Here is a 24,383-nt window from a genome sequence, read left to right as displayed (position 1 = left end):
GGCTGACTTGCCCGGCGCTGACGATGCAGCGCGAAGCGATGAGGAGGAAGCGGCGCAATATGCTGGGCGTGGTTGGCGGTAGTGGTTTCTACTCGTTCTTCGGTGACGACGCGCGCCGCGTGCAGTGCGACACCCCCTACGGCAAGCCCAGTGCCGAGATCATGATCGGCACCGTCGGCGGGCACGAGGTCGCGTTTCTGCCGCGCCACGGCGAGCGACACGAGTATTCGGCGCACACCGTGCCGTATCGGGCCAACATGTGGGCGCTGCGCACGCTGGGGGTGCGGCGGATCCTTGCGCCCTGCGCGGTCGGCAGCCTGACCCCGGAGCTGCCCCCCGGATCGGTGGTGGTGCCCGATCAGCTGGTGGACCGCACCCGGGGTCGCGCCGACACCTATTTCGACGACGGCGGCGTGCACGTCGAGTTCGCCGACCCGTACTGCCCGACGCTGCGCTCGGTGGTGACCGGCCTGCCCGACGTCGTCGACGGCGCCACCATGGTGGTGATCCAGGGTCCGCGATTCTCCACCCGCGCCGAGAGCCAGTGGTTCGCCTCGGCGGGCTTCCGGCTGATCAACATGACCGGCTATCCCGAGGCGGTACTGGCTCGCGAACTGGAGATGTGTTATGCCGCAATTGCTTTGGTCACCGATCTGGACGCCGGCGTTGACGTCGGCAGCGGGGTGAAGGTCGTCGACGTCTTCGCCGAGTTCGAAAAGAACATCGAGCCGTTCAAAAAGCTGGTACATCGGGGAATCGAACAGGTCGACGAAGAGCGCAGCTGCACCCACTGCCTGCCCTACGAGGGCGTTGAGCTGCCGTTCGAGCTGCCCTGAATCGACTCGTCGCCCGCCGAATCGTCAGCGCCCCGGTAGATTTTCGGCCCGCCGGCACGCACTTTGCGCGTGGATCCGGTCGTCCGGAAGATCCGCGGGGTGCCGGGGTCGCCGGGTTTGGGGCGGTCGTCGGCCGGCAGCGCGAACCGGCCCGCGACGATCGTGACCAGCAGCGCACACAGCGCCAGCCCGCACAGCATCACATCGAACGTGCTGGTGATCTGCTGGGCGAGGCCGTTGCCGTACACCGGCTGCGCCACTGCGTCGGTCCGCTGCGAATCCGGCAGACGCGGCGCCAGTCCGACACCGACCACGATGCGCGCGATCGTGAACCCGAACAGCACCGCGGCCACCGACCACAGGGCAGCCGCCGGAATCGACCGATTCGCCAGGTTGATCCGCAACCAGATCGCTACCACTGCGGTCACCACGTCGAAGGACGCCATCGCCGCGCTGTCATACGGCGAATACGGCAGCTCCAGACTGACCGCGACAACGAGGTCGTTGATGCGCATCAACACCGACCCCAGGCACCAGATGATGATGAGCAGCAAGGTATTTCGTGTCGCTCCCAGCCACGTTGCCGCCGATGCGTCGCGCACCGCGGCCACCGCGAAGATCGCCGCCGCAGCCACCCACACCAGGTACCCTTCGAAACCCACACCCGCGGTGGAGGTGTTCTGCGCGATGCCGTGAAAGCTGTCGATGAGACGGCCCACCGGCAACACCCACACCAGCACACCTGCCAGCAGGGCGGCTCCTCCGAGCAGCACCACGCAGAGCTGTGATGCCTTGTCGCGACGCAGAATCCACCGTGATGCGATGGCCACCGTGATCCAGGCCACCGCCCCGTAGACCAGGGCGGTCGCGATGATGGCGGCGTGCGGCCTGCCGAAGTCGCTTGCCGAGTGCACATCGGGAACGGCGAAGTGCACTCGCCAGTACAAGTTGAAGAGCACGCTCAAGGCGGCGCCGGCGATCGCGACGTCGCCCAGCAGACGGGCGCCGCGCTTCCAGTACCGGACGGGACCGGCCAGCACCGGCTGCCCGGCCAGCACTGCGCCCGCGACGCCCAGCCAGGCTCCCGGGCCCACCCCGCCGGGCGGCCGGGAGGTGCCGCCGTACTGGATGGTCTGCACCACGTCGACGACCACCACACCCAACACCAGCAGCAGGTAGGGGGCGCTGAGCAGTCGGCGTAGCCGCCCGGCCAGTGCGGGATCGGCGTCCGCTCCCAGGATCCCCCAGGGCCCGGCGTAGGTCGCGGCCACCGACCCGAGCGCGAGCACGGTTGCCGCGGCGAGCACGGCCAGCAACCTGGTGTCGCTGCCGGGAATCCCGGCTCCGAAGTACAGACTCCAGGGCAGCGCCGGCGCAACGCACAGCAGCACCGCGGCGGTCACGTCACGGCCGATGTTCCAGCGCCGGGTCGACTCGGCGATCACCAGCTCACCTTAACCGCGCGTCGGCCGCACACCGCTGATCAGCCAACATCGAACCGCTTTGCTGTCGTCTCGCGCCGCTAAACTGGCTGATTGAAGCCGGCGGCGGAAGGAGGCGCGCGCATGGATGTCGCGCTGGGCGTGTCGGTTACCGGCGCGCTGGCCCGCTTGGCACTGGTGGAATCGGACGCCTACGGCGATGCCGTGCTCGACGAGTCGATGCTCGACCTCACGCAGGATCCGGTCGCAACGCTGGCAGAAACGGTGACCGGCACCCACCGCGTGCTGGCCGAGGAAGGCCATCGTCTGGCCGCCACCCGGCTGTGCTGGTCGGATGCGGCGTTGCTGGCCGAGCTTCGTCGGGCGCTCGACGAAGCCGGAGTCGAGAACGTCTCCGAGCAGTCGCAGGCCCGCTCGGCGGTGGCGTTGGCGCGCAATGTGGAGGGCGAGGACGGCGAGACGACGATGCTGTCGGCGCCCGACGGCGATGCGACGATGGCCGCACCGGCGACGACCGCCGGTGAGCCGACGATGGCCGCCTCGCTGTCCGACATTGACACGGCGGGGGGTGCGGCCACAACGGCGGAGCCGGCGATAGCGGGGGGCGAGCCCGAACAACAGCTGGCGTACTCGATGACCGATGACGACTCCGAACTGTTGCCGGTGGAGTACGCCGAGGGCGAGGGGGACGGCTACGGCGACTACGACGCCTATGACGAATCCGGTGGGGGCGACGAGCCCGAGGTGCTGCCGCCGCCGGTGGGCCGGGCCCTGCTGATCGGCAGTTCGGTCGGCGGGATCCTGGTGGCGGGGTGCGCCGCGCTGGCGGTGGCCGTCACGGTCGGTATTCGCCCGACCGCCGCGGCCACCCAGGTGGAGCCACCGGTATTGACGCAGCCGCTGCAGCCGCAGCCGGTTCCGGGTAACTTCATTCCCGCGCTGCCGGCCCCGAAGCCCGCGCCCGTGGCCGCACCGCACGTTCCCGTACCCAATCCCGTTGTTGCTCCCTTGAATCCGGTGCCGCCGGCCGCAGTTGCCCCGCCACCGATCGTGCCGCCGACGGCACCCGCGCCGTCGGGTCCCGCGCTGATCCCGTTCCCGATTCCGATCCCGATCATCCCCGGACCGATTGACGGTGGCCGTGGCGGGCTGGGTGATTCGGGTCGCGATAGCGGTGGCACCGGCGGAATCGGTGGGGGGGACATCGGTTCCGGTGGCGGTGAAACCGGCAGTGGTCATTCCGGCGGCAGTGCCGGTTCCGGTGGAGATGCGGGCTCCGGGAGTACCGGGTCCAGCGGAGATGCCGGCTCCGGGGACACCGGCTCCGGTGGAGACGCCGGCTCCGGCGGCGCTGGCTCTGGTGGAGATTCGGGCTCCGGCGGCACCGGTTCCGGTGGAAGCGGTTCGGGCGGAAGTAGTTCCGGCGGCAGCGGTTCCGGCGGCAGCGGTTCCGGCGCCGACGATTCCGGTGGAGACCACTCAGGTGGTACCGGCACGGGCGGCGACGACGGTGGCTCCGGCAGTAACCCCGGCGGGTCGGGCGGCAACGGTTCGGGCAGCACGGGAACCGGTGGTGATTCAAGCGGATCCGGTGCGGGGGGAGCGGGCAGCGATTCCGGCGGCTCCGGCAGTACCGGCTCCGGTGCAGATGGCTCGGGCAGTAGTCCGGGTGGCTCCGCCGGCGGTTCGGGTAGTGACTCCGGTGGTTCGGGGAGCAGTGGTTCGGGCAGTGGCTCAAGTGGTTCTGGGGGTAGCTCCGGTTCCTCGGGGTCGAGCGGTGGTTCTGGTGGTTCTGGGAGCAGCTCGGGTGGCTCGAGCGGCGGTAGCTCAAGCAGTGGTTCCGGTGGCTCGTCCGGCAGTAGCTCATCCGGTGGCAGTTCGAGCGGTGGTTCGTCCGGCAGTAGCTCATCCGGTGGCAGTTCGAGCGGTGGTTCGTCCGGCGGTAGCTCGTCCGGTGGCAGTTCGAGCGGTAGCTCGTCGGGTGGTGGTTCGAGCGGTGGTGGTTCGAGCGGTGGCTCCAGCGGTGGTTCGTCGGGCGGCGGTTCGAGCGGTGGTTCCAGCGGTGGTTCGTCGGGTGGCAGCGGCGGCGACTGACCCCCGCTTGAGCGTGCCACCTCAACGAGAGAACTGCCGCACCAACGATTTCCGGTCCAGTTTTCCGATCCCGCGTCGAGGCAATGCGGCGACGATGTGCAACTCACGCGGCGCCGCAGTGGCGTCCAGGGACCCCGCGATGTGGGCGCGCAGCGCCGCCAGCGTCGGCGGCTCAGCGCCGGCCACCACCACCGCGACCGCCACCCGCTGGCCCAACCGATCGTCGGGGACACCGAACACCGCGCAGTCGGCCACCGCGGGATGGGTCGACAGCACGGCTTCGACCGGTCCGGGCAACACGGTCAGCCCGCCGGTGCTGATCGCGTCGTCGCCGCGCCCGAGCACACGCAGGCGTCCCGAAGAATCCAGCGCCCCAATGTCATTGGTGTGGAACCAGCCCGGCTCGGCGAACGGGTCCGGGTCGACGGGATTGCGGTAGCCGCGGGCCAGTGTCGGCCCGCCGAGCGCGATCCGCCCGGCGTCGCCGACGCGCACCCGCACCCCGGACAGCGGCACGCCGTCATAGACACAGCCGCCGGCGGTCTCGCTCATGCCGTAGGTGCGCACCACCCGCACCCCCGCGGCCGCCGCGGCGTCCAGAATCGGTTGCGGCGACGGGCCGCCGCCCAGCAGCACCGCGTCGAGTTCTGCCAGCGCGGCCGTCGAGGCGGGAGCCTGAAGCGCCTTGGCGAGTTGGGTGGCCACCAGCGAGGTGTAACGCCGCCCGGACCCGAGTTCGGCGACCGCGGCCGGCAACCGCTCGACGTCGAAACCCGTTGCGACGTCGATCTGTACCGGCGTGGTACCGGCCAGTAGGCTGCGCACCACGACCTGTATTCCGGCGATGTGCAGCGGCGGTAACGCCAGCAGCCAGCGGCCCGGACCGCCCAACCGGTTCTCGGTGGCTGCCGCGCTGGCCTGCAGCGCCGCGCCGGTCAACAGTGCTCCTTTGGGCGCCCCGGTGGTCCCCGACGTCGTCACGACCAGTGCGATATCGTCGTCGACGGGCTCACCGACCCGCAGGGCCGCCAGGACCGAGGGGTCGCCGTCGGCGAGGACCGGTGTGAGTGCGGCGCTGTGGCCGTCGAGAACGTCCTGCAGGGCGGGCAGCAGTGTCGACACCGCGCCATCGGGTGGGACGACCAGCGCACGCAGGACGGCTATGGCGTGCCTCCGCCGCTGGCGGCGTCATCGAGCAGCCAGCCCTTGGCGGCCAACCGATCCCGCACCCGGTCCACGTCTTCTTGGGCGGGCAGTTCGTTGGTGAGTCGGGCGATCATCACCCCGATGTCGATGTGGTCGAATTCGCCCCGCCCGATCAGTTCACCGGCGACGGTCTTGACCTCGTCGTTGGTCAGCCGCCGTGACAGCAGTGCCAGCAGCGGAATGTAGTCGGTCTGCGGGACACCGTCGGGATATCCGGCGCGCAGCCAGGCGACGATCGAGGTGAGAAATTTGGTCATCCCGCGTCACCTTTCCCACGTCGCCCACCGAACATGTCCGCGACCGATATTACGGGTACTCAGCTCGAAAGTCGGCGGGCGAGCCGGGCTACTGCGGCTTGGCTCCCAGCAGGTACCACCCGAAGTGATGGCCCAGGAAGTCGCGGGCGACGAACAGCACCCCGACGACGGCCACGACCAACACCAGCAGGAAGATCGCCCAACTGACCGCGATCAGCAGCGGCCGCCGGCCGCCGACCCCGCCGGAACCACCGTTGGCGGCGACATTGATTCGCGTGGCGAGCGCGAACAGCGCCGGCAGCGCGGCACCGACCAGCAGTCCGAAGACCAGGATCTTGCCCGTTGCGGCGTAGTTGAACCACTCGTTCATGAGCGGATGGTTTCGCGCGCGCTGGCGTCGCCGGTCGGGACGATGGTCAGCTGCGGCGCCTCGGGGCCGGTCTCGAATGCCGACCGCAGGGCCTGCTCGACCAGCGGGGCGTCCGCCGGGAGCGGCACGTGGCTGGGTGTGGAGAGGCCGCCGGTCAGGCTGCCCTCCCATTCGGCGTTGACATTGTGGTGGTCGATGCGCGCCCGGCGCGACCGCAGCCAGATCGCCAGCACCGCGGTGATCAACAGCGTCACCCCGACGCCGATCCCGAGGTAGCCGCCGATGCCGTGCACGATGCCGTAGGCGCCGGCGCCGACACCGCCGGCCATCGGCAGCGTCACCAGCCACGCCGACACCATCCGCCCGGCGACACTCCAACGCACCTGGGCGCCCGGCTTACCGACACCGCTGCCCAGCACCGACCCGGTGGCGACCTGAGTGGTGGACAGCGAGTAACCGAAGTGGCTGGACAACAAGATCACCGAGGCGGCGGCCGACTCGGCGGCCATGCCCTGCGGCGGCTTGATCTCGACCAGGCCCTTGCCCAGCGTGCGGATGATGCGCCAGCCTCCGGTGTAGGTGCCGGCCGCCATCGCGAGCGCACAGCTGACGATCACCCACAGCGGCGGCAGCGTCGCCGACGTGCTGACCGCGCCGTAGGACATCAGGGCCAGGAAGATCACGCCCATGGTCTTCTGGGCGTCGTTGGTGCCGTGCGCCAACGACACCAGCGCGGCGGAGCCGATCTGGCCACGCTGGAACACCTTCTCGGACTTCTGCTCGTCGACGTCGCGGGTGATGCGGTACACCAGCCAGGTGCCGACGGAGGCGATCAAGGTGGCGATCACGGTGGCCACCACGGCGGGGATCAACACCTTGGACACCACGCCGCTCCAGATCACCCCGTGCGTGCCGACGGCGGCGATCATCGCACCCACGATGCCGCCGATCAGGGCGTGCGAGGAGCTGGACGGGATGCCCAGCAGCCAGGTCAGCAGGTTCCACACGATGCCGCCGACCAGGCCGGCGAAAACCAGTTCCAGGGTCACCAGGTGGGCGTCCACCAGTCCCTTGGCGATGGTCGCCGCGACCGCGGTCGACAGGAATGCGCCGATCAGATTCAGGCAGGCCGACATGGTGACGGCGGCCTTGGGCTTGAGCGCCCCACTGGCGATCGACGTCGCCATGGCGTTGCCGGTGTCATGAAATCCGTTGGTGAAGTCGAAGCCGAGCGCCGTGATCACCACGATGATCAAGAGGAACAGATCAAGGCTCACCAGAGCATCACAGCGTCAATTCTGGCGGCCGCTGGTGCCGTTGTCTAACGATCACGCTGGCGAAATGCGGGTGTACTCCGAGACGTTTCGAAGTGTTTGCCTGCCGTTAACCTTCGGGTTCGGCGCGTTTGTCCTGGCGGGTATCGCGGCGCAGCGGGTGATTGGCGGGTACCTCCACGAAAATCAGCGTGACGCCGTCGGGGTCGGTGACATGCATCTCATGCAGCCCCCACGGCTCCCGGCGTGCTTCGCGGGCGATCGGCACGCCCCGGCCCTCCAGTTCGGCCTGGGTGGCGGCGATGTCGCGCACCTGCAGCCACAGCGCGCCGGGAAACGGCGCCCCCGGACGTTCCGGGCCGCCGTGACCGGCCAGCTCGATCAGCGACTGCCCGGCGTAGAACACCATCCCGGCGCCGTAGTCGCGGGCGATCGCCAGTCCGATCTCATCGCGGTAGAACCGCAGCGAACGCTGGTAGTCGGCCGGTCGGAGCAGCACCCGGCTGGCTAGGACCTCCACGAGCTCTCCATGGCCTCGTGTCTATCACGTCCCGCGCTGCATCACCGTGGTCACCAGGCCCGGCGCCATCACGTCCAGTGCCCGGGCGGTCACCGCGATCCGCGGAGCGATCCGGACCGGCCGGGTGCGCGCCGCGGTGATCATCCACTCGGCGGCTTCGTGCGCGGTCAGTGCGGGCCGGTTCTGGAAGGCCTTGGTCGGCGCGATCATCGGGGTGGCCACCAGCGGGTAGTACAGCGTCGTGGAGTGCACACCCTTTTGCGCCCATTCGGTTTCGATCACGCGGCTGACCGCCGACAGCGCGGTCTTGGAGGCGTTGTACACCGCGAACAACGGTGAGGCTTCGGTCATCACGCCCCAGGTGGCGACGTTGATGATGTGCCCGTCGCCGCGCTCGAACATGCCCGGGGCGATCGCGCGGATCAGCCGCAGCGGCGAGTAGTAGTTCAGCGTCATGGTCCGCTCGACATCGTGCCAGCGGTCCAGGGATTCGGCCAGCGGCCGGCGGATGGAGCGGCCGGCATTGTTGACCAGGATGTCCACCCCGCCCAGGCGCTTTTCCACGTCGGCGGCCAGCGCGTCCACGGCGTCCATGTCGGACAGGTCGCACGCGATGGCGGTCGCGTCGCCGCCGGCGGCGGTGATGCGCCCCGCGACCTCGTCGAGCAGATCCTTGCGTCGGGCCACCGCCACCACGGTGGCGCCGGCGTCGGCGAAGAGTTCGGCGGCGGCCTCACCGATGCCCGATGACGCGCCGGTGAGCAGCACCCGCTTGCCGCTCAGGTCGACCGGTTTGGCCAGCGGCCGATATGCCAGCAGCTGCGGGGCGACGGGCGGGCGCATCGCAGCCAGGGCGACCGCCTCGGTCAGGCGGCGTAGGGGGCTTTTGCTCATGGATAGCCACTCTATGCGGGGGCCGGTACGCCGCGCCGCGCCCTCAGAAGTAGCGGGGGAACCTGCTCCAGTCGGGGTCGCGCTTCTCCAGGAACGAATCGCGGCCCTCCACGGCCTCATCGGTCATGTAGGCCAGCCGGGTGGCCTCGCCGGCGAACAGCTGCTGGCCCACCAGGCCGTCGTCGAGCAGGTTGAAGGCGAACTTCAACATGCGTTGCGCCTGAGGGGATTTCCCGTTGATCTGACGCGCCCAGTCCACGCCGACGCTCTCCAGCTCGGCGTGGTCGACGACCTCGTTGACCGCACCCATGGCGTGCATCTGTTCGGCGGTGTAGGCCCGGCCCAGAAAGAAGATCTCCCGGGCGAACTTCTGGCCGACCTGCCGAGCCAGGTACGCGCTGCCGTAGCCGCCGTCGAAGCTGCCGACGTCGGCGTCGGTCTGCTTGAACATCGCGTGCTGCCGGCTGGCCAGCGTCAGGTCGCACACCACATGCAGGCTGTGCCCGCCGCCGGCCGCCCAGCCGTTGACCAGGGCGATCACCGGCTTGGGCATGAACCGGATCAGCCGCTGCACCTCCAGAATGTGCAGCCGCCCGGCGCGGGCGACATCGACGGTGTCCGCGGTCTCCCCGGACGCGTACTGGTAGCCGCTGCGGCCGCGGATGCGCTGATCGCCACCGGAGCAGAACGCCCAACCGCCGTCTTTGGCCGACGGCCCGTTGCCGGTCAGCAGCACCACCCCGACGTCCGGGGACATCCGGGCGTGATCGAGCACCTGGTACAGCTCGTCGACGGTGTGGGGGCGAAACGCGTTGCGCACCTCGGGGCGATCGAACGCCACCCGCACCGTGGCGTCGGTGACGTGGCGGTGGTAGGTGATGTCGGTCAGGTCGGCGAAGCCGTCGACCGTTCGCCAGATGCTCTCGTCAAAAGGGTTGCTGCTCACGCCTGCGACCGTACCGGGGCGCTCCGCGTCAGCCGTTACCCGATGGCCCGCTCGGCGCCTTCCCAGAACTGGGCGCGGACGGCCTTCTTGTCCGGCTTGCCCAACGCGGTCACCGGCAGGGCGTCGACCACGATCACCCGCTTCGGCGATTGCACCGAGCCCTTGCGTTCCTTGACCGCGTCCTGGATCTCGGCGGTCATCGCCGCGATCGCCTCGTCGTCGCGGGGCGCCTCGGGGCGCAACACCACCACCGCGGTCACCGCCTCGCCCCACTTGTCGTCCGGGGTGCCGATCACACACACCTGCGCCACCGCGGCGTGTTCGGCCACCACGTCTTCGACTTCGCGGGGGAACACGTTGAAACCGCCGGTGACGATCATGTCCTTGACCCGGTCGACGATGAACCAGAAGCCGTCCTCGTCCTCGCGGGCCATGTCGCCGGTGTGCATCCAGCCGTCCCGGAACGTCTCCGCGGTCGCCTCGGGCAGGTTCCAGTACCCGCCGGACAGCAGCGGCCCGCCGACGCAGATCTCGCCGACCTCGCCCCGGGGCACCGGTTGGCCGTCCGCGCCGAGCAGGGCGGTGCGGGCGAACAGCGTCGGGCGCCCGCAGGAGGTGAGCCGCTTCTCGTCGTGGTCACCCTTGGCCAGGTAGGTGATCACCATCGGCGCCTCGGACTGGCCGTAGTACTGGGCGAAGATCGGCCCGAACCGCTCGATCGCCTCGGCCAGCCGCACCGGGTTGATCGCCGACGCCCCGTAGTACACCGTCTGCAGCGACGACAGATCCCGGGTTCGTGAATCCGGGTGGTCCATCAACGCATACAGCATCGACGGCACCAGCATCGTCGCGGTGATCCGCTGTTCCTCAATGGTTTTCAGGATCTCGGCGGGATCGAACTTCGCCGCCACCACCATCTGGCCGCCCTTGATCAGGGTTGGGGCGAAAAACGCCGCCCCGGCATGCGACAGCGGGGTGCACATCAGAAACTTCGGATTGGCGGGCCACTCCCACTCCGCGAGCTGAATCTGCGTCATGGTGGTGATCGACTCCACGGTGCCGATCACGCCCTTGGGCTTGCCGGTCGTCCCACCGGTGTAGGTCAGCCCGCCGATGTGGTCCGGGGCCAGATCGGCGGCCACCAGTGGGCGCACCGGATACTTCGCCGCCTCAGCGGACAGATCGCTCGCGACGTCGGCCAGTGCGTCGGGGACCGGTCCGATGGTCAAGATCTGCCGCAGCGACTCGACCTTCTCCAGCAGGCCCACCGCGCGCTGCACGAATGCCGGGTTCGGGTCGATGATCAGCGTGGAGATCCCGGCGTCGGCCAGCACGTAGGCGTGGTCGTCCAGCGAACCCAGCGGGTGCAGCGCGGTACGCCGATAACCCATGGTCTGTCCGGCGCCGATGATCATCAACACCTCGGGGCGGTTCAACGACAGCAACCCGACCGCGGTGCCGGTGCCGGCCCCCAGCGCCTCGAAGGCCTGGATGTACTGGCTGATCTTGTCGGCGAGTTCCCCACCGGTCAGCGTGGTGTCGCCGAGGAACAGCACCGGAGTGTCCCGGTGGCGTTTCAGCGCGCCGGTCAGCAGGTGGCCCATGTGAACGGGATTGCGCAACTGTCGTTGGTCGTCCATCCGGCCAGACTAGAACGTGTTGTAATTCGGTCCGGTCGCGCCCACCGCAACCAGAGCGGGCATCGATCTCGCCGGCCTCAACTGCGAGCGCGCGCGGCGGCCAACAGCTCGTCGACGGCGTCGCGCAGGCACTGCTCGTAGACCTCGGGGTCGGGCAGCGCGGCGCGGTCGGCGGTGAAGCAGAAGGTCACCCGGTTGCCGTAGCTGCCGATGCCGTTGTTGAGGCCCATGCCGTCGAGCACCGGACCCAGGCCGGTGGTGTCGACCATCTGCGCGCCGCAGAAGTACATCGGTGTCAGCGGCCCGGGGACGTTGCTCACCAGGGTGTGGGCGGCCACCGCACGCCCGCGCCGGCTCAGCGCGCGCACGGCTGCCCGTTGCACGGTGCCCATCAGCCCGCCGAGCGCCTCCTCCGACATTTCGATGAGCGTGCGCACCGGGTGGGCACCGGCTTCTTTGACGTGCGCGGTCGACGTCACGATCCGCGCCAGCCGCGCCAGCGGATCATCCTCGTCGGTCGCCATCGTGATGGGCGCCACCGAGTACTCGTTTCCGCTGGTCCCGGCGGCGTCGCCGCTGGCGCGGGTGGCTGTCGGCCGGATCGAGATCGGCATCATCGCCACCATCGCCTGCTCGGGCAACTCGTCCTTGTCGAGCAGGTAGCGGCGGATGGCCCCGCCGACGATGGCCAGGCCGATGTCGTTGATCTTGGCTTCCGGCAGTGCCGTGCGGATCTCCTTGAGCACGTCCAGCGTCGTGTAGGCGGTGCCGAACACCCGGTGGGGCGACACCACCTGGTTGAAGCGGGTCGCCTGCGGCAACGACGCGGGTGAGGTGAGGTCGGGGTCGCGGTTGTCGGACAGCAGCATCGGCACTTGGCGCGCCACCTTGCCGACCTGTCCCAGCACGCCGAAGGGCCGGCCGACGCCGTGCAGCGCGGCCCGGCTCAGCAGCTCGAGGTCGGACGGGACGGCGTCGGGCTCCCAGTGGTAGCCCTCGGGTGGCGGCGGCGGTTCCCCGTCGGGCGCGTGGGTGTGCAGCGCGGTGAGTATCTCGGCGCCGGCGACGCCATCGATAGCGGCATGGTGCACCCGCAGGAACACCGCGAAGGCGCCCTTGGGCACGTGGTCGACGGCGTCGAGCCCGTCGATCAGGTACAGCTCCCAGGGCGGCCGGGCCAGATCGAGGGGGCGGGCGTGGATGCGGGCGATCTGAGTGCAGAATTGCCGCCAGCTTCCGGGACGGGGCAGCGCGATGTGGCGGACGTGGTATTCGAGGTCGAAGCCGCCGTCCCGGATCCACCACGGCCGATCGGCGCCGAACGGCACATGGACGAGCCGCTCCCGGAAGCTCTCGGCGACGTGCAGGCGCGCCTCGACGTATGCCAGCACCTCGTCGTAGCTGACGGGCCCACGGTGCGTCCCGTTGCGTGTTGCCGGGTCGTAGATGCCGACGATGCCGATGGTGTTGTGGGCGGCGGCACTGTCGAGCGAAACCATCGTCCAATCAGCGCTGGACAGTTGGCGCAACGTCTCTCCTCCGGTTCCTCACGATCGGTGTTGCAGCCCATCCGCGACCAGGATCGACGCGATGTGGTCGTCGTACTCGGCGCCGCGCCATGCGGTGACGTGGCCACGTGGCCGCCATGCGATCGAGGGCTCGTCCCAGTGCTGCCAGAGTTGGGCGGCGCCGCGCGGCGGGGCGATCCGGTCGACCTGGCCGGCCACGATGTGGCGCCGCTGGTGGGGAACGAGGCATGGCGCGGCAAGCGGTGAGACCACCCGGTGCACCAGCGCCGAGCGATGGTCATGTATCCGGCGGTGCCACCGCCTTTTCGCGCGCGTGACCGGCGCCGCCTCGCGCATCGAGGCGGCCAGGTCGCTCGTCGGCACGACCGCGATCACGCTGTCCAGCTCACCCTCGAGCGTCGACAACAGGCTACTGACGTAAGCGCCCAGGGACACGCCGAGCACGCCCACCGCGGGTGCCTGTTGGACGTTGCGCAGCCACCCCAGCAGCCGGCGGACGTCCCACACCGCCTGGGTGAGCCCTAATACGTTGTTGGTGGCGAACACGTTGGAGGCGAACTGCCGGGCGGGGGAAAAACCGCAGCTGCGCGGGCCGTGCAGCGGCAGCACCGGGAGTGCCACGTTGATGCCGAGTTCCTGATGCAGCCGGCGCACCCGCAGCATCTTGACGTCGCTCGGTCGTCCCATGCTCTGCCCGTGAACGGCGACGAGCCAGGGCCGCGGGACGCCGGGATGGCGCAGCAGCCGGACCGGTACCCGTTCGTTGGCGCGCAAAGACAGCCAGCGTCGGGCACCGGGTTCGCCGGTTTCGGGCCGCCACCCACTGTCGAACCAGGCGACCTCGATCCCCTGTTGCCGGCCCGGCAGGCGCGCGATCTGCAGGTGGGCGGGCGCGTCGGGGCTGCGGTGCCGGCGTCCCGGGTCGTCGAGCCAGCCGGCGTCGCGGTAGTAGCCGACGGCGGCATCGAGCTCGGCCGAAGCCGTCGCGTAGTGCTCCGGCGAAGCGAGCGATGACAGTAGCGGTATCGGGGCGGCGACCATCGCGTCGAGGGCGGCGGCCATGCTGAGGCCGACCGACGGCTGTCGTGGCGGGTCCCGGTGAGAGGGCTCCGCGCCAGTCCGCATGATCTGAGAACCTACATCTATGCCGCACCCTTCGCTGCAGGATCTGCTGGACCGCGTGCATGTCGTCGCGCTGCCGATGCGGGTGCGGTTCCGCGGCATCACCGTTCGCGAGCTTGCGTTGATCGACGGCCCGGCAGGCTGGGGAGAGTTCGGGGCGTTCCCCGAGTACGAACCGCCTGAGGCCGCGCATTGGCTGGCCGCTGCCATCGAGGGCGCCTACCAGCCGCCGCCGCCGGGCCGCCGCGACCGCATCCCGATCAACGCCACCGTGCCCGCCGTCGACGCCGAGCAGGTGCCCGACGTGTTGGCCCGGTTTCCCGGCGCCCGCACCGCCAAGGTGAAGGTCGCCGAACCCGGCCAGGCACTGGCCGACGACGTGGCCCGCGTGGAGGCGGTCCGCGCGCTCATCCGGACCGTGCGGGTCGACGCCAACGGCGGTTGGGGCGTCGACGACGCCGTGCAGGCGGCGCACGCGCTGACCGCTACCGGCGCACTGGAATACCTGGAACAACCCTGCGCCACCGTCGCCGAACTCGCCGAATTGCGCCGCCGCATCGACATCCCGGTCGCGGCCGACGAGAGCATCCGCAAGGCCGTAGGAAGCCAGGCCCCACTGGCCGTCGCGAAAGCCGGCGCCGCCGATATCGCGGTACTCAAAGTCGCGCCGCTGGGCGGCATTTCGGCGCTGCTGCAGATCGCCGAACAGATCGGCATCCCGGTGGTGATCTCCAGCGCGATCGACTCCGCGGTCGGCATCGGCGCCGGTCTGCATGCGGCGGCGGCACTGCCGGAGTTGCCGCACGCCTGCGGGCTGGGCACCGGGTCGCTGTTCGTCGAAGACATCGCCGAGACGCCGCCACAAACAGCCGGCTACTTGCCGGTGCAGCCCGTAACACCGGACCCGGCCCGGCTGCAAGCCCTGGCCGCCTCACCGCAGCGGCGGCAGTGGTGGATCGAGCGGATCAAAGCCTGTTACGCGCATTTAGGGTAGGCGCTTACTCTTGGCAGGCCGACGCTGCCGGAGCACAGCGCGCCAATGGTCGGATTCGGTGTCGGTGTCCAAGATCCCGTCATGGCCGCGCGCCCGGTCGTCGACACCATCACCAGGGTCAACTACCTGAGTGCGGTGGCCAGCCGAGCCGACTCGCTCTGGGGGCCCGACCATCTCAACGCGCTCTTCCCGCGGGCGCTGTGGCAGCCCAAGTACGTCGGCCTGACCAAGATCATGCCGTCGGTGGACGCCTACCTGGAGCCGTGGACCATGCTCGGGCACATCGCCGCCCGCAACCGCATGGCCCGGCTGCGGCTGGGCACCTCGGTGACCGACACCGGCCGCGCAATCCGGCGGTCACTACTCAGCCGCGGCGACTCTGCACCTGCTCACCCGGGGCACGGCGTTGGCCGGTACCCCCGGCGAGATCATCGACCAGATTGCGGTGTGGCGGGATTGCGGGGTGCGCTACATCGTGTTGGCAAACTTGAGTGCCCTGCAACGCAGCCTGCGCAACGGCCTGACCGCCGTGGTCCCGTTCCACCGGATCGTCCGGGGTATCAAGAAGCTCTGAGTGCTCACACGCTGGGCAGTCGCGCGTCGATGCCGTTGGCGATCGTGACGGCTTCGTCGCCGACGTAGAGCTTGCACGCCAGCACATCGATCGCGATGTTGTTGGCGACGCGCAGTGCCCGTTGGCATGACCAGCCCGCGCTGTCGTCCTGGTGTTGGGTCATCCACACCGTGGAGTCGACGTCGACGACGGTGTCGAACGTCCACGGCGTCTCCACGTCGCCGTCCTTACTGGTCGTGAAGGACCGCTCGCCGCAGGGTGACCACCGCCGGACGGTCGCGTCGAAGAAGCTCTGCGCGTCGTCGCGGCTGACGAACATCGTCACGGCCTGGATCACGAAGTGGTCCAGCGAGGCTTCGGAGAGGGTCTGCACGTACGTCGCGGTCCACTCGGTGTCGGCGTAGACCGACTGCTCGACGGGCATCCACGCCGCCATGCAGGCGCGGTCGGGGAACTGCCCGACGGAGTCGAACATCCGTGACCGGGAGTCTTTGACCCGCATCTCGTGGGAGCCCATGATGTCGCTGACGGTGGAGGCCTCCAGCAGCAGATCCGGCAGCGCCGACGCCGCCACCGGCCGGGGGCCGTCGTGGTCGGCAGGCACCGCGAGGCCGACGGTGACCCTCGAACAACCGGTCAGCAGGGCGCAGGCCAGCACCAGCCCTGATGCCATCCCCGCGGTCCCGCTCCGCATCACCGTCCCCAGCTGCGCCGTTGCTCCTGACACCTTAAGGTGTCGGCGGGTCGCGTACCTTCACACCGTGACCAACCTTGCTTACGACGACCGTAATCAGGATGGCGATCCGGTGCTGTTCATCGCCGGGCGTGGCGGCGCGGGCCGCGGCTGGCACCTGCACCAGGTACGCGACTTCCAACTCGCCCGCTACCGCCCGATCACCTTCGACAACCGCGGCATCGGCGCCACCGAGAACGCCTCGGGGTTCACCACCGAGACCATGGTCGCCGACACCGCGCAGCTGATCGAAACCCTCGACGTCGGCCCGGTGCGCATCGTCGCGGTGTCGATGGGCTCGTTCATCGCCCAGGAACTGATGCTGGCCCGCCCCGAACTGGTGAAATCCGCCGTGCTGATGGCCACCCGCGGCCGCCACGACCGCACCCGCGACTTCTTCTATCAAGCCGAGGTCAAACTCGCCGAGTCCGGCATCGAGCTGCCCGCCGAGTACGAAGCGAAAGTGCGGATGCTGGAAAGCTTTTCGCCGAAGACCCTCAGCGACGACGCCGCGATCAGGGACTGGATCGCGATGTTCACCATGTGGCCGATCAAGAACACCCCGGGCCTGCGTTGCCAATTGGACGTGGCGCCGCTGACCAACCGGCTTCCGGCCTACGCCAACATCACCGCGCCGGTGCTGGTGATCGGGTTCGGCGACGACGTCGTCACCCCGGCTCACTTGAGTCGCGAGGTCGCCGACGCCATCCCGGGCGCCCGCTACCTCGAGATTCCCGACGCCGGACACCTCGGGTTCATCGAGAGACCCGACGAGGTCAACAAGGCCGCGCTGGAGTTCTTGACCGAGGTCGACGGCCGGCCCTTCCGCTGGACGCCTGCGCCCCCGGCGCACGACTAACCTCATAACAATGACCAACCCCTCGACGGCACAGGCCCGCATCGTCGTCGACGAGCTGATCCGCGGCGGCGTCCGCGACGTGGTGCTGTGCCCGGGGTCGCGCAACGCACCGCTGGCGTTCGCGCTGCACGACGCCGACCGGGCCGGCCGGCTACGGTTGCACGTCCGCATCGACGAGCGCACCGCCGGCTACCTGGCGATCGGGTTGGCGGTGGGCGCGGGCGCACCGGTGTGCGTGGCGATGACCTCGGGCACCGCGGTGGCCAATCTGGGGCCCGCGGTGGTGGAGGCCAACTACGCGCGGGTGCCGCTGATCGTGCTGTCCGCCAACCGGCCCTATGAGCTGCTGGGCACCGGCGCCAACCAGACCATGGAGCAGCTCGGCTATTTCGGCACCCAGGTACGCGCCACCATCAGCCTGGGGCTGGCCGAGGACGCGCCGGAGCGGATGGCTGCCCTCAACGCCACTTGGCGCTCGGCGGTGTGCCGGGTGTTGGCCGCCGCCAACGGATCTCGCACCGCCAACGCCGGGCCGGTGCAGTTCGACATCCCGCTGCGTGAGCCGCTGGTGCCCGAGCCCGACGATTCGGGGTCGCTGCCGCCGGGCCGGCGGGGCGGCTTGCCGTGGACCTATACCCCGGCGGTCACCTTCGACCAGCCGTTGGACATCGACTTGACGCCCGACACCGTGGTGATCGCCGGGCACGGCGCCGGGACGCACCCGAACCTGGCGGCGCTGCCCACCGTCGCCGAACCGACCGCCCCGGCGCCGCAGCATCCACTGCACCCGCTGGCGTTGCCGCTGCTGCGCCCGCAGCAGGTCATCATGGCCGGCCGGCCCACCCTGCACCGGCCGGTGTCGGCGCTGCTGGCCGATCCCTCGGTGCCGGTGTTCGCGCTGACCACCGGGCCGCGCTGGCCGGACGTGTCGGGAAACTCGCAGGCCACCGGCACCCGAGCCGTCACCACCGGGCAACCGGATGCGGCCTGGCTGCGCCGCTGCGCGGAGCTGAACGCCAGCGCCAATGCCGCGGTGCGCGACCAGTTGGCCGCCCACCCGCTCACCACCGGCCTGCATGTGGCCGCCGCGGTGACCGACGCGCTGCGGCCCGGCGACCAGCTGGTGCTGGGCGCCTCCAACCCGGTGCGCGACGCCGCGCTGGTGGGTTTCGCCGCCGACGGCGTGGTGGTTCGGTCCAACCGCGGGGTCGCCGGTATCGACGGCACGGTGTCCACCGCGATCGGCGCGGCGCTGGCCTTTGAACGAACGCAGACCGGGTCCGATCCCGGCCGCACCATCGCCCTGATCGGGGATCTGACGTTCGTGCACGACAGCTCCGGGCTGCTGATCGGGCCCACCGAGCCGACGCCGCGGCAGCTGACCATCGTGGTTTCCAACGACAATGGCGGCGGTATCTTCGAGCTGCTGGAACAAGGTGACCCCCGGTTCGCCGACGTGTCGTCGCGGATCTTCGGCACCCCGCACGACGTCGACGTCGGCGCGCTGTGCCGCGCGTATCACGTCGAGTCCCGCCAGATCGAGGTCGAGCAGCTCGGCGCCGCGCTGGCCGAACCCGCCGGCGGCATGCGGGTGCTCGAGGTCAAAGCTGACCGCTCCTCGCTGCGGGCGCTGCACGCCGCGATCAAGGCAGCGCTGTGAGATCGCCCCGCTTCACATCGTTGAAATCGTTGCTGGGCAGACTGATTCACGGCGAGGGCGCCGTGGCGCGGCATAGCCTGGCCGGACGCCTACTGCGCTGGTCGCGGATGGCGGTGCTGATCATGATGATCGTGGTCACCTTGCAGTCGCTGCTGTTGGTGGCGGGGGCTTGGCGCAACGACATCGCCATCGAGCGTGACATGGGGGTGGCCGAGGCCGAGGTTCTCAACGCGGGTTTCCGGCGCTCGACCATCGAGTTCGTCACCCCGGAGCGAATCACCTACCGCCCCGAGCTCGGAGTGCTCTACCCGTCCGAATTGGCAACCGGGATGCGCATTTACGTCGAATACGACAAGAGCGACCCCGACCTGGTGAGGGTGCAGCACCGCACCGCGGTGCTGGCGATCATCCCGGCCGGTTCGATCGTGGTGATCGCCTGGCTGGTCGGCATCGCCGCGCTGGCGGGGTTGGCCGTCGTCGAACGGCGCCTAGCGCGGTAGCCGGTCCAGCCAGCCGACATCATCGGTTTCGACGACCGTTCTGGTGCCAAGGTCGTAAACCGTGGGGGTGCCGGGACTCTCCGGGTTGGCCGCCAGCAGTTGCACCCGGTTGAAGGCGTTCATCGATGTGGGGTCGACCGCGAACTCCCCGGCGGCGATCCGGTCCACCACGTGGGCGGGCAGGCCGCTGTCCCGAGCGGTGGTCGCGATCTCCTCGAGGTTCGGGGTGCCGCCGTTGCGGTACAGCTCGTTGACGAACGTCTGGTAGGTCGCCGCCGAGGTGGCCGGGTCGGCGGCTGCCATCAGCGCGTTGCCGACCCGCGCGGAGGTGTCATTGCCCCGGCGGGCGTCCAGAAACGTCATCCACCGGTAGGTCACCGCGACATCCCCGGCGGCCAGCTGCCGGCCCAGCTCGTCACCGGAGTCCGCCATGAATTTCGCGCATTCGGAGCACTGCGGGTCGCAGAAGATCTCCAGCTGCACCGGGGCGTCGGCCGATCCGGCGAGCACCCCGAAGTGGTCGGGTGCCAGCGTGGTGCCGGGCGGTTCGGCTGTCGCCGGAGCCGCCAACGCCACGCCGAACGTCACCAGTGCCACCAATGTGCCCAGCCAAGACCGCATTCCACGAACCTTATCGGAGGCGGGTAGCGTCAACCCGGTGAGCCGCGCCAGCCTGGACAAAGACCCCCACGCCGTGGCATCGATGTTCGATGGCGTCGCGCGCCGCTACGACCTGACCAACACCGTGATGTCGCTGGGCCGCGACCGTGCCTGGCGCCGGGCCACCCGCAAGGCTCTCGCGTTGCAGCCGGGGGAGAAGGTGCTGGACCTGGCCGCCGGCACTGCCGTGTCGACCGTCGAACTCGCGAAATCCGGTGCGTGGTGTGTGGCCGCGGATTTCTCGGTCGGCATGCTGGCCGCCGGCCACAAGCGTGACGTGCCCAAGGTGGCCGGGGATGCCACCAAACTGCCGTTCGGCGACGCGGTGTTCGACGCGGTGACGATCAGCTTCGGGCTGCGCAACGTCGTCGACCACGTGGCGGGCCTGCGCGAGATGGCCCGGGTGACCAAAGCCGGTGGGCGGCTGGTGGTCTGTGAGTTCTCCACTCCGAGAATCCCGGTGTTCGCCACCGCCTACAAGGAGTACCTGATGCGGGCACTGCCGGCGGTGGCCCGCGCCGTGTCGTCAAATCCGGAGGCCTACGTCTATCTGGCCGAGTCGATTCGCGCCTGGCCGGATCAGGCCGCGCTGGCCGAGCAGATCGGGCAGGCAGGCTGGTCGGACGTGGGTTGGCGCAACCTCACCGGCGGCATCGTGGCGCTGCACTCGGCCCGCAAGCTCCCGGCCTGACGACGGTCAGTTCGGCAGCGGGTCGAACCGGAAGACCGAGACGCGCCCGGCCAGTGCCTCCACCTCGTCCGGGGTGCCCTGTTGCACCAAGCCGGTGCGTTTCATGAAGCCGACACCGACCGGCACCTCGTCGTGAAACACCCGCAACACCGGGCGGGCCTCCTCGGCCGACAGTTCGACGATCTGCACCTGCCGCGACTTGCGACCGCGGCTCAGGGTTCCCACGCCCGCGGCGCGTGCATTGCTGGCCCAGTCGGCACCCGGAAACGCCACACCGTGCGGTCGCCCGCCGTAGGTGAACGGCGTCATCGGGGTGCTGCGCGGCTGACCGGACTTGCGGCCGGGCACCGTCAACACACTGACCGGGCCCGCGGTGATGCCGAGCTTCTGAATCGCCACCATGACCTTGTTCATCGGCTTGAGCCAGCCGGGGAGTTTCCCCGCGGTCATGGCTGTCAGCCCAGGTGCGCGGAGAGCAGCCAGCCCGCAGCCGACTTGCGACCGCCCGGCTCGTCTTGCAGCGGAACGCCGCCGAAACCGGGGAAGTCGTCGGGGAACACCGCGTGCAGCCGGGCCGGTTTGATCTCGTCGATCACCCAGTACTTCGACACGATGTCGCGCAGTTCGTCGTCGGTCACCGCGAACGGCGGGCCCTCTGGGATGGCGGCCTTGTCGAAGACCAGCACGAAATAGGACGCCCCCGGCGCGGCAGCCCGCACGATGGAGCGCTGGTAGCCGTCGCGTGCCTCCACCGGGATGGAGTGGAACAGCGTGCTGTCGACGATGGTGCCGAACCGGCCGTCATAGCCGGTGAAGTTGCTGATGTCGGCAACCTCGAACGTGGCGTTGGTCAGACCGCGCTTGGCGGCTTCGGCGCGCGCCAGGTCGATGGCGGTCGACGACAGGTCCAGGCCCACGGTGGTGTGGCCCCGCTCGGCCATGTGCAGCGAGATGGCGGCCTCACCGCAGCCGACGTCGAGGATGTCGCCGTGGAACTTGCCCTGCTCGATCAGGGCGGCCAACTCCGGCTGGGGCTCGCCGATGCTCCACGGCGGCTTGGCGCCCAAGCCCATCTGCTCGGATTCGCCGCGGTAGGCGGCGTCGAACTGGAAATCCAATGATTCTTCGCTCATCAGTCCGGTATATCAATGAAGCTGATATGTGTCAATGGCCCTGACATCGCGGCGAGCAGACGCGTAGGCCCCCTAAACGGAGCTGAATAGGGGGCCTATGCGTCTGCTCGGCGGAAGGAAAGTTACAGGAACGGCTGGCGGCGGTCGATCAGCCGGGACAGCCGCCCCCCGCCGCGCCAGGCGCGCGCCACGAAGTCCGCGTCCTCATCGGTGACCAGGTTGGCCATCACCCGCACCGCCACCCGCATCAGCGTCGTCGAGCGCATCGCCACCGGGCCGGTGGCCGGTAGGAACCGCGGGAACGTCAGCAGCAGCGCCAGCCGGCGGGCCACCGAGAACCCGCGGGCGTAGCGGGCGGCCAGCAACTCCGGCCAAGCGTGGGTCAGGTCCGGGCAGTCGAGCATCTCGGCCGCCAGCTGCCCGGTCTCCATCCCGTAGTCGATGCCCTCGCCGTTGAGCGGGTTGACGCACGCGGCGGCGTCGCCGATCAGCATCCAGTTCGGCCCGGCGATCCCCGAGACCGCGCCGCCCATCGGCAACAGTGCGCTGGCCGGCGCGCGCACCGGGCCCTCGAATCCCCACTCGTCGCGGCGCAGGTCGGCGTAGTAGGACATCAGCGGCCGCAACGCCACGTCGGCGGGCCGCTTGACGGTGGCCAGCGCGCCGACGCCGATGTTCACCTCGCCGTTGCCCAGCGGGAAGATCCAGCCGTAGCCCGGCAGCACCGCGCCGTCGGGTCCGCGCAGTTCCAGGTGCGAGGTCAGCCAGGGTTCGTCGGCGCGCGGCGAGGCCAGGTACCCGCGCGCGGCCACCCCGTAGACCGTCTCCTGGTGCCATTGCCGGCCCAGCACCCGGCCCAGTGTGGAGCGGGCCCCGTCGGCCACAATCAAGCTCCGACAGCTGACCTCCGAACCGTCGGCCAGCAGCACCGAACGCACTCGCCCCGACGAATCGTAATGGGCGTCGACGGCCTTGGCGCCCAACAGCATTCGCGCACCCGATTCCTCGGCGACCTTGCGGATGCGGTCGTCGAGCTCGGTGCGCGGCGCGGCGCTGCCGGTCGACGGGAACGACGGCCCGGGCCAGTCCACCTGCACGTCGCCGCCGAACCCCGACATCCGCAGGCCGCGGTGCCGGATGTGGCTGTCGAGCCAGTCGCCCAGGCCCAGCAATTCGAGCTGCTCGACGGCCCTGGGGGTCAGCCCGTCGCCGCAGGGCTTGTCGCGGGGGAAGGTGGCCCGGTCGACCACCAGCACGTCCCGGCCCGCCCGCGCCGCCCAGGCGGCGGCCGCCGACCCCGACGGACCGGCCCCGACTATCACCACGTCGGCCACGGTCTCAGCGCTGGAATTCACACTCACAAGTATGTTGGAGCCGTGAGGACACCGGCGAGTGTGGTGGCGGGGCTGGATTTCGGCGGGCTGGGCGACCCGGCGTTCGCGGGCAGCGTCCGCGACGGGGTGGCGCGCATCGAAGAGCTGATGGACACCGAGTTGCGCGGCGGCGACGCGCTGATGACCGAGGCCGTCACCCACCTGTTCGACGCCGGCGGCAAGCGCTTCCGGCCGTTGTTCACCGTGCTGTCGGCCCAGCTGGGCCCCGAACCCGACGCCTGGCAGGTGACCGTGGCCGGCGCGGTGATCGAGCTGGTGCACCTGGCCACGCTGTATCACGACGACGTGATGGACGAGGCGCAGATCCGCCGCGGGGCGCCGAGCGCCAACGCACGCTGGGGCAACAACATCGCGATCCTGGCCGGCGACTATCTGTTCGCGACGGCCTCCCGGCTGGTGTCGCGGCTCGGGCCGGAGGCGGTGCGCATCATCGCCGAGACGTTCGCCCAGCTGGTGACCGGCCAGATGCGCGAGACCCGCGGCGCCGACGAGGGGGTGGACGCGATCGAGCACTACCTCAAAGTGGTCTACGAGAAGACGGCGTGCCTGATCTCGGCGTCCGGCCGGTTCGGCGCCACGTTCTCCGGCGCCGACGACGAACAGATCGAGCGGCTGGCCCGGCTCGGCGGCATCGTCGGCACCGCGTTCCAGATCTCCGACGACATCATCGACATCGATTCCGACCCCGACGAGTCCGGCAAGCTGCCCGGCACCGACCTGCGCGAAGGCGTGCACACCCTGCCGGTGCTCTACGCGCTGGCCGAGACCGGCCCGGACGCCGAGCGGCTGCGCACCTTGCTGGCCGAGCCGGTCACCGACGATGCGGTGCTGGCCGAGGCGCTGGGGTTGCTGCGGGCGTCGGCGGGCATGGCGAGGGCGAAGCAGACGGTGGCCGACTACGCCGCGCAGGCCCGCGCGGAGCTGGCCTCGCTGCCCGACTGCGTGGGCCGTGCGGCATTGGCCGGCCTGGTCGACTACACCGTCAACCGGCACGGCTGATCGCAATGCCGGAACCCGCGCGGTGTCCGCGGCGTTTAATGAGCAAGACCGCGGAT

Annotated in this window: 25 protein-coding genes and 1 pseudogene; 10 read left to right on the top strand and 16 right to left on the bottom strand. The window is 69.8% G+C overall.

Annotation, left to right across the window (positions count from 1 at the left end):
* Window positions 1-59 precede the first annotated feature (59 nt).
* The gene (locus tag BST10_RS10460) at window positions 60-836 is read left to right on the top strand and encodes an S-methyl-5'-thioadenosine phosphorylase (RefSeq protein ID WP_013827474.1); all 777 of its coding nucleotides are present in this window, start codon (window positions 60-62) and stop codon (window positions 834-836) included.
* Here BST10_RS10460 and BST10_RS10455 read toward each other — a convergent pair.
* Complete coding sequence (locus tag BST10_RS10455) at window positions 800-2,281, bottom strand: DUF7937 domain-containing protein (protein WP_013827475.1); 1,482 nt, start codon at window positions 2,279-2,281, stop codon at window positions 800-802. The two genes, BST10_RS10460 and BST10_RS10455, sit on opposite strands and share 37 nt — an antisense overlap.
* Window positions 2,282-2,401: 120 nt before the next feature.
* Between BST10_RS10455 and BST10_RS23785 the strand changes: the two genes are divergently transcribed.
* Window positions 2,402-4,372 (top strand): DUF7159 family protein, encoded by a 1,971-nt coding sequence (locus BST10_RS23785; RefSeq protein WP_083037718.1) that lies wholly within the window; start codon window positions 2,402-2,404, stop codon window positions 4,370-4,372.
* A 21-nt stretch (window positions 4,373-4,393) separates the two neighbouring features.
* Here the strand turns inward: BST10_RS23785 and menE are convergent, their stop codons facing one another.
* The 10 genes from menE to BST10_RS10400 form a co-directional block, all read right to left on the bottom strand.
* Window positions 4,394-5,494 carry an o-succinylbenzoate--CoA ligase gene (gene menE / locus BST10_RS10445; protein ID WP_083037717.1) on the bottom strand — a complete coding sequence of 367 codons (1,101 nt, stop codon included), beginning with the start codon at window positions 5,492-5,494 and terminating at the stop codon, window positions 4,394-4,396.
* A 38-nt stretch (window positions 5,495-5,532) separates the two neighbouring features.
* Window positions 5,533-5,835 carry a DUF3349 domain-containing protein gene (locus BST10_RS10440; protein WP_083037716.1) on the bottom strand — a complete coding sequence of 101 codons (303 nt, stop codon included), beginning with the start codon at window positions 5,833-5,835 and terminating at the stop codon, window positions 5,533-5,535.
* An 88-nt stretch (window positions 5,836-5,923) separates the two neighbouring features.
* Complete coding sequence (locus tag BST10_RS10435; RefSeq protein WP_083037715.1) at window positions 5,924-6,205, bottom strand: hypothetical protein; 282 nt, start codon at window positions 6,203-6,205, stop codon at window positions 5,924-5,926.
* Window positions 6,202-7,482: an inorganic phosphate transporter gene (locus BST10_RS10430; protein WP_013827480.1), complete on the bottom strand. Its 1,281-nt coding sequence runs from the start codon at window positions 7,480-7,482 to the stop codon at window positions 6,202-6,204. Before BST10_RS10430 ends, BST10_RS10435 begins: the two co-directional genes overlap by 4 nt.
* A 106-nt stretch (window positions 7,483-7,588) precedes the next feature.
* Window positions 7,589-7,999, bottom strand: a complete 411-nt coding sequence (locus tag BST10_RS10425; RefSeq protein WP_083037714.1) for a VOC family protein — start codon at window positions 7,997-7,999, stop codon at window positions 7,589-7,591.
* A gap of 24 nt (window positions 8,000-8,023) precedes the next feature.
* Window positions 8,024-8,893, bottom strand: a complete 870-nt coding sequence (locus BST10_RS10420; protein WP_083037713.1) for an SDR family oxidoreductase — start codon at window positions 8,891-8,893, stop codon at window positions 8,024-8,026.
* A gap of 43 nt (window positions 8,894-8,936) precedes the next feature.
* Window positions 8,937-9,839: a 1,4-dihydroxy-2-naphthoyl-CoA synthase gene (locus tag BST10_RS10415; protein WP_083037712.1), complete on the bottom strand. Its 903-nt coding sequence runs from the start codon at window positions 9,837-9,839 to the stop codon at window positions 8,937-8,939.
* A gap of 35 nt (window positions 9,840-9,874) precedes the next feature.
* Window positions 9,875-11,479, bottom strand: a complete 1,605-nt coding sequence (fadD8, locus tag BST10_RS10410) for a fatty-acid--CoA ligase FadD8 (protein ID WP_083037711.1) — start codon at window positions 11,477-11,479, stop codon at window positions 9,875-9,877.
* Window positions 11,480-11,556: 77 nt separating this feature from the next.
* Window positions 11,557-13,008, bottom strand: coding sequence for a wax ester/triacylglycerol synthase family O-acyltransferase (locus BST10_RS10405; RefSeq protein WP_133054427.1), 1,452 nt, complete (start codon window positions 13,006-13,008; stop codon window positions 11,557-11,559).
* A gap of 18 nt (window positions 13,009-13,026) precedes the next feature.
* Window positions 13,027-14,133 carry an alpha/beta fold hydrolase gene (locus BST10_RS10400; protein WP_133054426.1) on the bottom strand — a complete coding sequence of 369 codons (1,107 nt, stop codon included), beginning with the start codon at window positions 14,131-14,133 and terminating at the stop codon, window positions 13,027-13,029.
* Between the two features lie 19 nt (window positions 14,134-14,152).
* Here BST10_RS10400 and BST10_RS10395 point away from each other — a divergent pair, with 19 nt between their 5' ends.
* The 3 genes and pseudogenes from BST10_RS10395 to BST10_RS23260 all read left to right on the top strand — a co-directional run bounded on the left by BST10_RS10395 (window position 14,153) and on the right by BST10_RS23260 (window position 15,698).
* Window positions 14,153-15,124 carry an o-succinylbenzoate synthase gene (locus BST10_RS10395; protein ID WP_083037708.1) on the top strand — a complete coding sequence of 324 codons (972 nt, stop codon included), beginning with the start codon at window positions 14,153-14,155 and terminating at the stop codon, window positions 15,122-15,124.
* 81 nt (window positions 15,125-15,205) lie between these two features.
* Window positions 15,206-15,539: pseudogene (locus BST10_RS23780) on the top strand (LLM class flavin-dependent oxidoreductase); the annotation flags it as partial.
* Window positions 15,531-15,698, top strand: coding sequence for a hypothetical protein (locus BST10_RS23260; protein ID WP_163762409.1), 168 nt, complete (start codon window positions 15,531-15,533; stop codon window positions 15,696-15,698). The pseudogene BST10_RS23780 and the gene BST10_RS23260, both read left to right, overlap by 9 nt.
* Window positions 15,699-15,702: 4 nt before the next feature.
* Here BST10_RS23260 and BST10_RS10390 read toward each other — a convergent pair whose 3' ends face one another.
* Window positions 15,703-16,371: a sensor domain-containing protein gene (locus BST10_RS10390; protein WP_083037707.1), complete on the bottom strand. Its 669-nt coding sequence runs from the start codon at window positions 16,369-16,371 to the stop codon at window positions 15,703-15,705.
* 88 nt (window positions 16,372-16,459) lie between these two features.
* On the opposite strand from BST10_RS10390, the gene BST10_RS10385 reads away from it, so the two are divergent.
* Genes BST10_RS10385 through BST10_RS10375 form a run of 3 tightly spaced genes read left to right on the top strand, consistent with a single transcriptional unit; the run spans window position 16,460 to window position 19,450 of the window.
* Window positions 16,460-17,290: an alpha/beta fold hydrolase gene (locus tag BST10_RS10385; RefSeq protein ID WP_041316956.1), complete on the top strand. Its 831-nt coding sequence runs from the start codon at window positions 16,460-16,462 to the stop codon at window positions 17,288-17,290.
* Between the two features lie 10 nt (window positions 17,291-17,300).
* Window positions 17,301-18,950 carry a 2-succinyl-5-enolpyruvyl-6-hydroxy-3-cyclohexene-1-carboxylic-acid synthase gene (gene menD, locus BST10_RS10380; protein WP_083037706.1) on the top strand — a complete coding sequence of 550 codons (1,650 nt, stop codon included), beginning with the start codon at window positions 17,301-17,303 and terminating at the stop codon, window positions 18,948-18,950.
* A complete protein-coding gene (locus tag BST10_RS10375; RefSeq protein WP_109559466.1) occupies window positions 18,947-19,450 on the top strand; it encodes a DUF3592 domain-containing protein in 504 nt (167 codons plus the stop codon). The genes menD and BST10_RS10375 overlap by 4 nt, the downstream gene beginning before the upstream one ends.
* On the opposite strand, the gene BST10_RS10370 is transcribed toward BST10_RS10375, so the two are convergent.
* On the bottom strand, window positions 19,439-20,071 hold the full coding sequence (locus BST10_RS10370) for a DsbA family protein (protein ID WP_083037705.1): 633 nt from the start codon (window positions 20,069-20,071) through the stop codon (window positions 19,439-19,441). The two genes, BST10_RS10375 and BST10_RS10370, sit on opposite strands and share 12 nt — an antisense overlap.
* A 37-nt stretch (window positions 20,072-20,108) precedes the next feature.
* On the opposite strand from BST10_RS10370, the gene BST10_RS10365 reads away from it, so the two are divergent.
* On the top strand, window positions 20,109-20,801 hold the full coding sequence (locus tag BST10_RS10365; RefSeq protein ID WP_083037704.1) for a demethylmenaquinone methyltransferase: 693 nt from the start codon (window positions 20,109-20,111) through the stop codon (window positions 20,799-20,801).
* A 6-nt stretch (window positions 20,802-20,807) separates the two neighbouring features.
* Here BST10_RS10365 and BST10_RS10360 read toward each other — a convergent pair whose 3' ends face one another.
* From BST10_RS10360 to menJ, 3 genes are all read right to left on the bottom strand, one after another.
* Window positions 20,808-21,251 (bottom strand): nitroreductase/quinone reductase family protein, encoded by a 444-nt coding sequence (locus BST10_RS10360; protein WP_083037703.1) that lies wholly within the window; start codon window positions 21,249-21,251, stop codon window positions 20,808-20,810.
* Between the two features lie 5 nt (window positions 21,252-21,256).
* Window positions 21,257-21,934: a class I SAM-dependent methyltransferase gene (locus BST10_RS10355; protein ID WP_083037702.1), complete on the bottom strand. Its 678-nt coding sequence runs from the start codon at window positions 21,932-21,934 to the stop codon at window positions 21,257-21,259.
* Between the two features lie 122 nt (window positions 21,935-22,056).
* Window positions 22,057-23,289 (bottom strand): menaquinone reductase, encoded by a 1,233-nt coding sequence (gene menJ / locus BST10_RS10350; protein ID WP_371869203.1) that lies wholly within the window; start codon window positions 23,287-23,289, stop codon window positions 22,057-22,059.
* A gap of 21 nt (window positions 23,290-23,310) precedes the next feature.
* Here menJ and grcC1 point away from each other — a divergent pair, with 21 nt between their 5' ends.
* Window positions 23,311-24,327, top strand: coding sequence for a nonaprenyl/(2E,6E)-farnesyl/geranylgeranyl diphosphat synthase (gene grcC1, locus BST10_RS10345; RefSeq protein ID WP_081465469.1), 1,017 nt, complete (start codon window positions 23,311-23,313; stop codon window positions 24,325-24,327).
* Window positions 24,328-24,383 lie beyond the last annotated feature (56 nt).

This window comes from Mycolicibacter algericus DSM 45454 (assembly GCF_002086455.1).
Lineage (GTDB): Bacteria > Actinomycetota > Actinomycetes > Mycobacteriales > Mycobacteriaceae > Mycobacterium > Mycobacterium algericum.
Note: the sequence above shows the minus strand (reverse complement) of the source record. Positions and strands in the feature narration are given on the sequence as shown.

Excerpts from the sequence above, each read along its gene's own strand:
- BST10_RS10460 (WP_013827474.1), top strand. The coding sequence starts at position 60 with ATGCTGGGCGTGGTTGGCGGTAGTGGTTTCTACTCGTTCTTCGGTGAC.
- BST10_RS23785 (WP_083037718.1), top strand. The coding sequence starts at position 2,402 with ATGGATGTCGCGCTGGGCGTGTCGGTTACCGGCGCGCTGGCCCGCTTG.
- BST10_RS10440 (WP_083037716.1), bottom strand. The coding sequence starts at position 5,835 with ATGACCAAATTTCTCACCTCGATCGTCGCCTGGCTGCGCGCCGGATAT.
- BST10_RS10435 (WP_083037715.1), bottom strand. The coding sequence starts at position 6,205 with ATGAACGAGTGGTTCAACTACGCCGCAACGGGCAAGATCCTGGTCTTC.
- BST10_RS10420 (WP_083037713.1), bottom strand. The coding sequence starts at position 8,893 with ATGAGCAAAAGCCCCCTACGCCGCCTGACCGAGGCGGTCGCCCTGGCT.
- fadD8 (WP_083037711.1), bottom strand. The coding sequence starts at position 11,479 with ATGGACGACCAACGACAGTTGCGCAATCCCGTTCACATGGGCCACCTG.
- BST10_RS10400 (WP_133054426.1), bottom strand. The coding sequence starts at position 14,133 with ATGCGGACTGGCGCGGAGCCCTCTCACCGGGACCCGCCACGACAGCCG.
- BST10_RS10395 (WP_083037708.1), top strand. The coding sequence starts at position 14,153 with ATGCCGCACCCTTCGCTGCAGGATCTGCTGGACCGCGTGCATGTCGTC.
- BST10_RS10390 (WP_083037707.1), bottom strand. The coding sequence starts at position 16,371 with ATGGCATCAGGGCTGGTGCTGGCCTGCGCCCTGCTGACCGGTTGTTCG.
- menD (WP_083037706.1), top strand. The coding sequence starts at position 17,301 with ATGACCAACCCCTCGACGGCACAGGCCCGCATCGTCGTCGACGAGCTG.
- BST10_RS10370 (WP_083037705.1), bottom strand. The coding sequence starts at position 20,071 with ATGCGGTCTTGGCTGGGCACATTGGTGGCACTGGTGACGTTCGGCGTG.
- BST10_RS10360 (WP_083037703.1), bottom strand. The coding sequence starts at position 21,251 with ATGACCGCGGGGAAACTCCCCGGCTGGCTCAAGCCGATGAACAAGGTC.
- BST10_RS10355 (WP_083037702.1), bottom strand. The coding sequence starts at position 21,934 with ATGAGCGAAGAATCATTGGATTTCCAGTTCGACGCCGCCTACCGCGGC.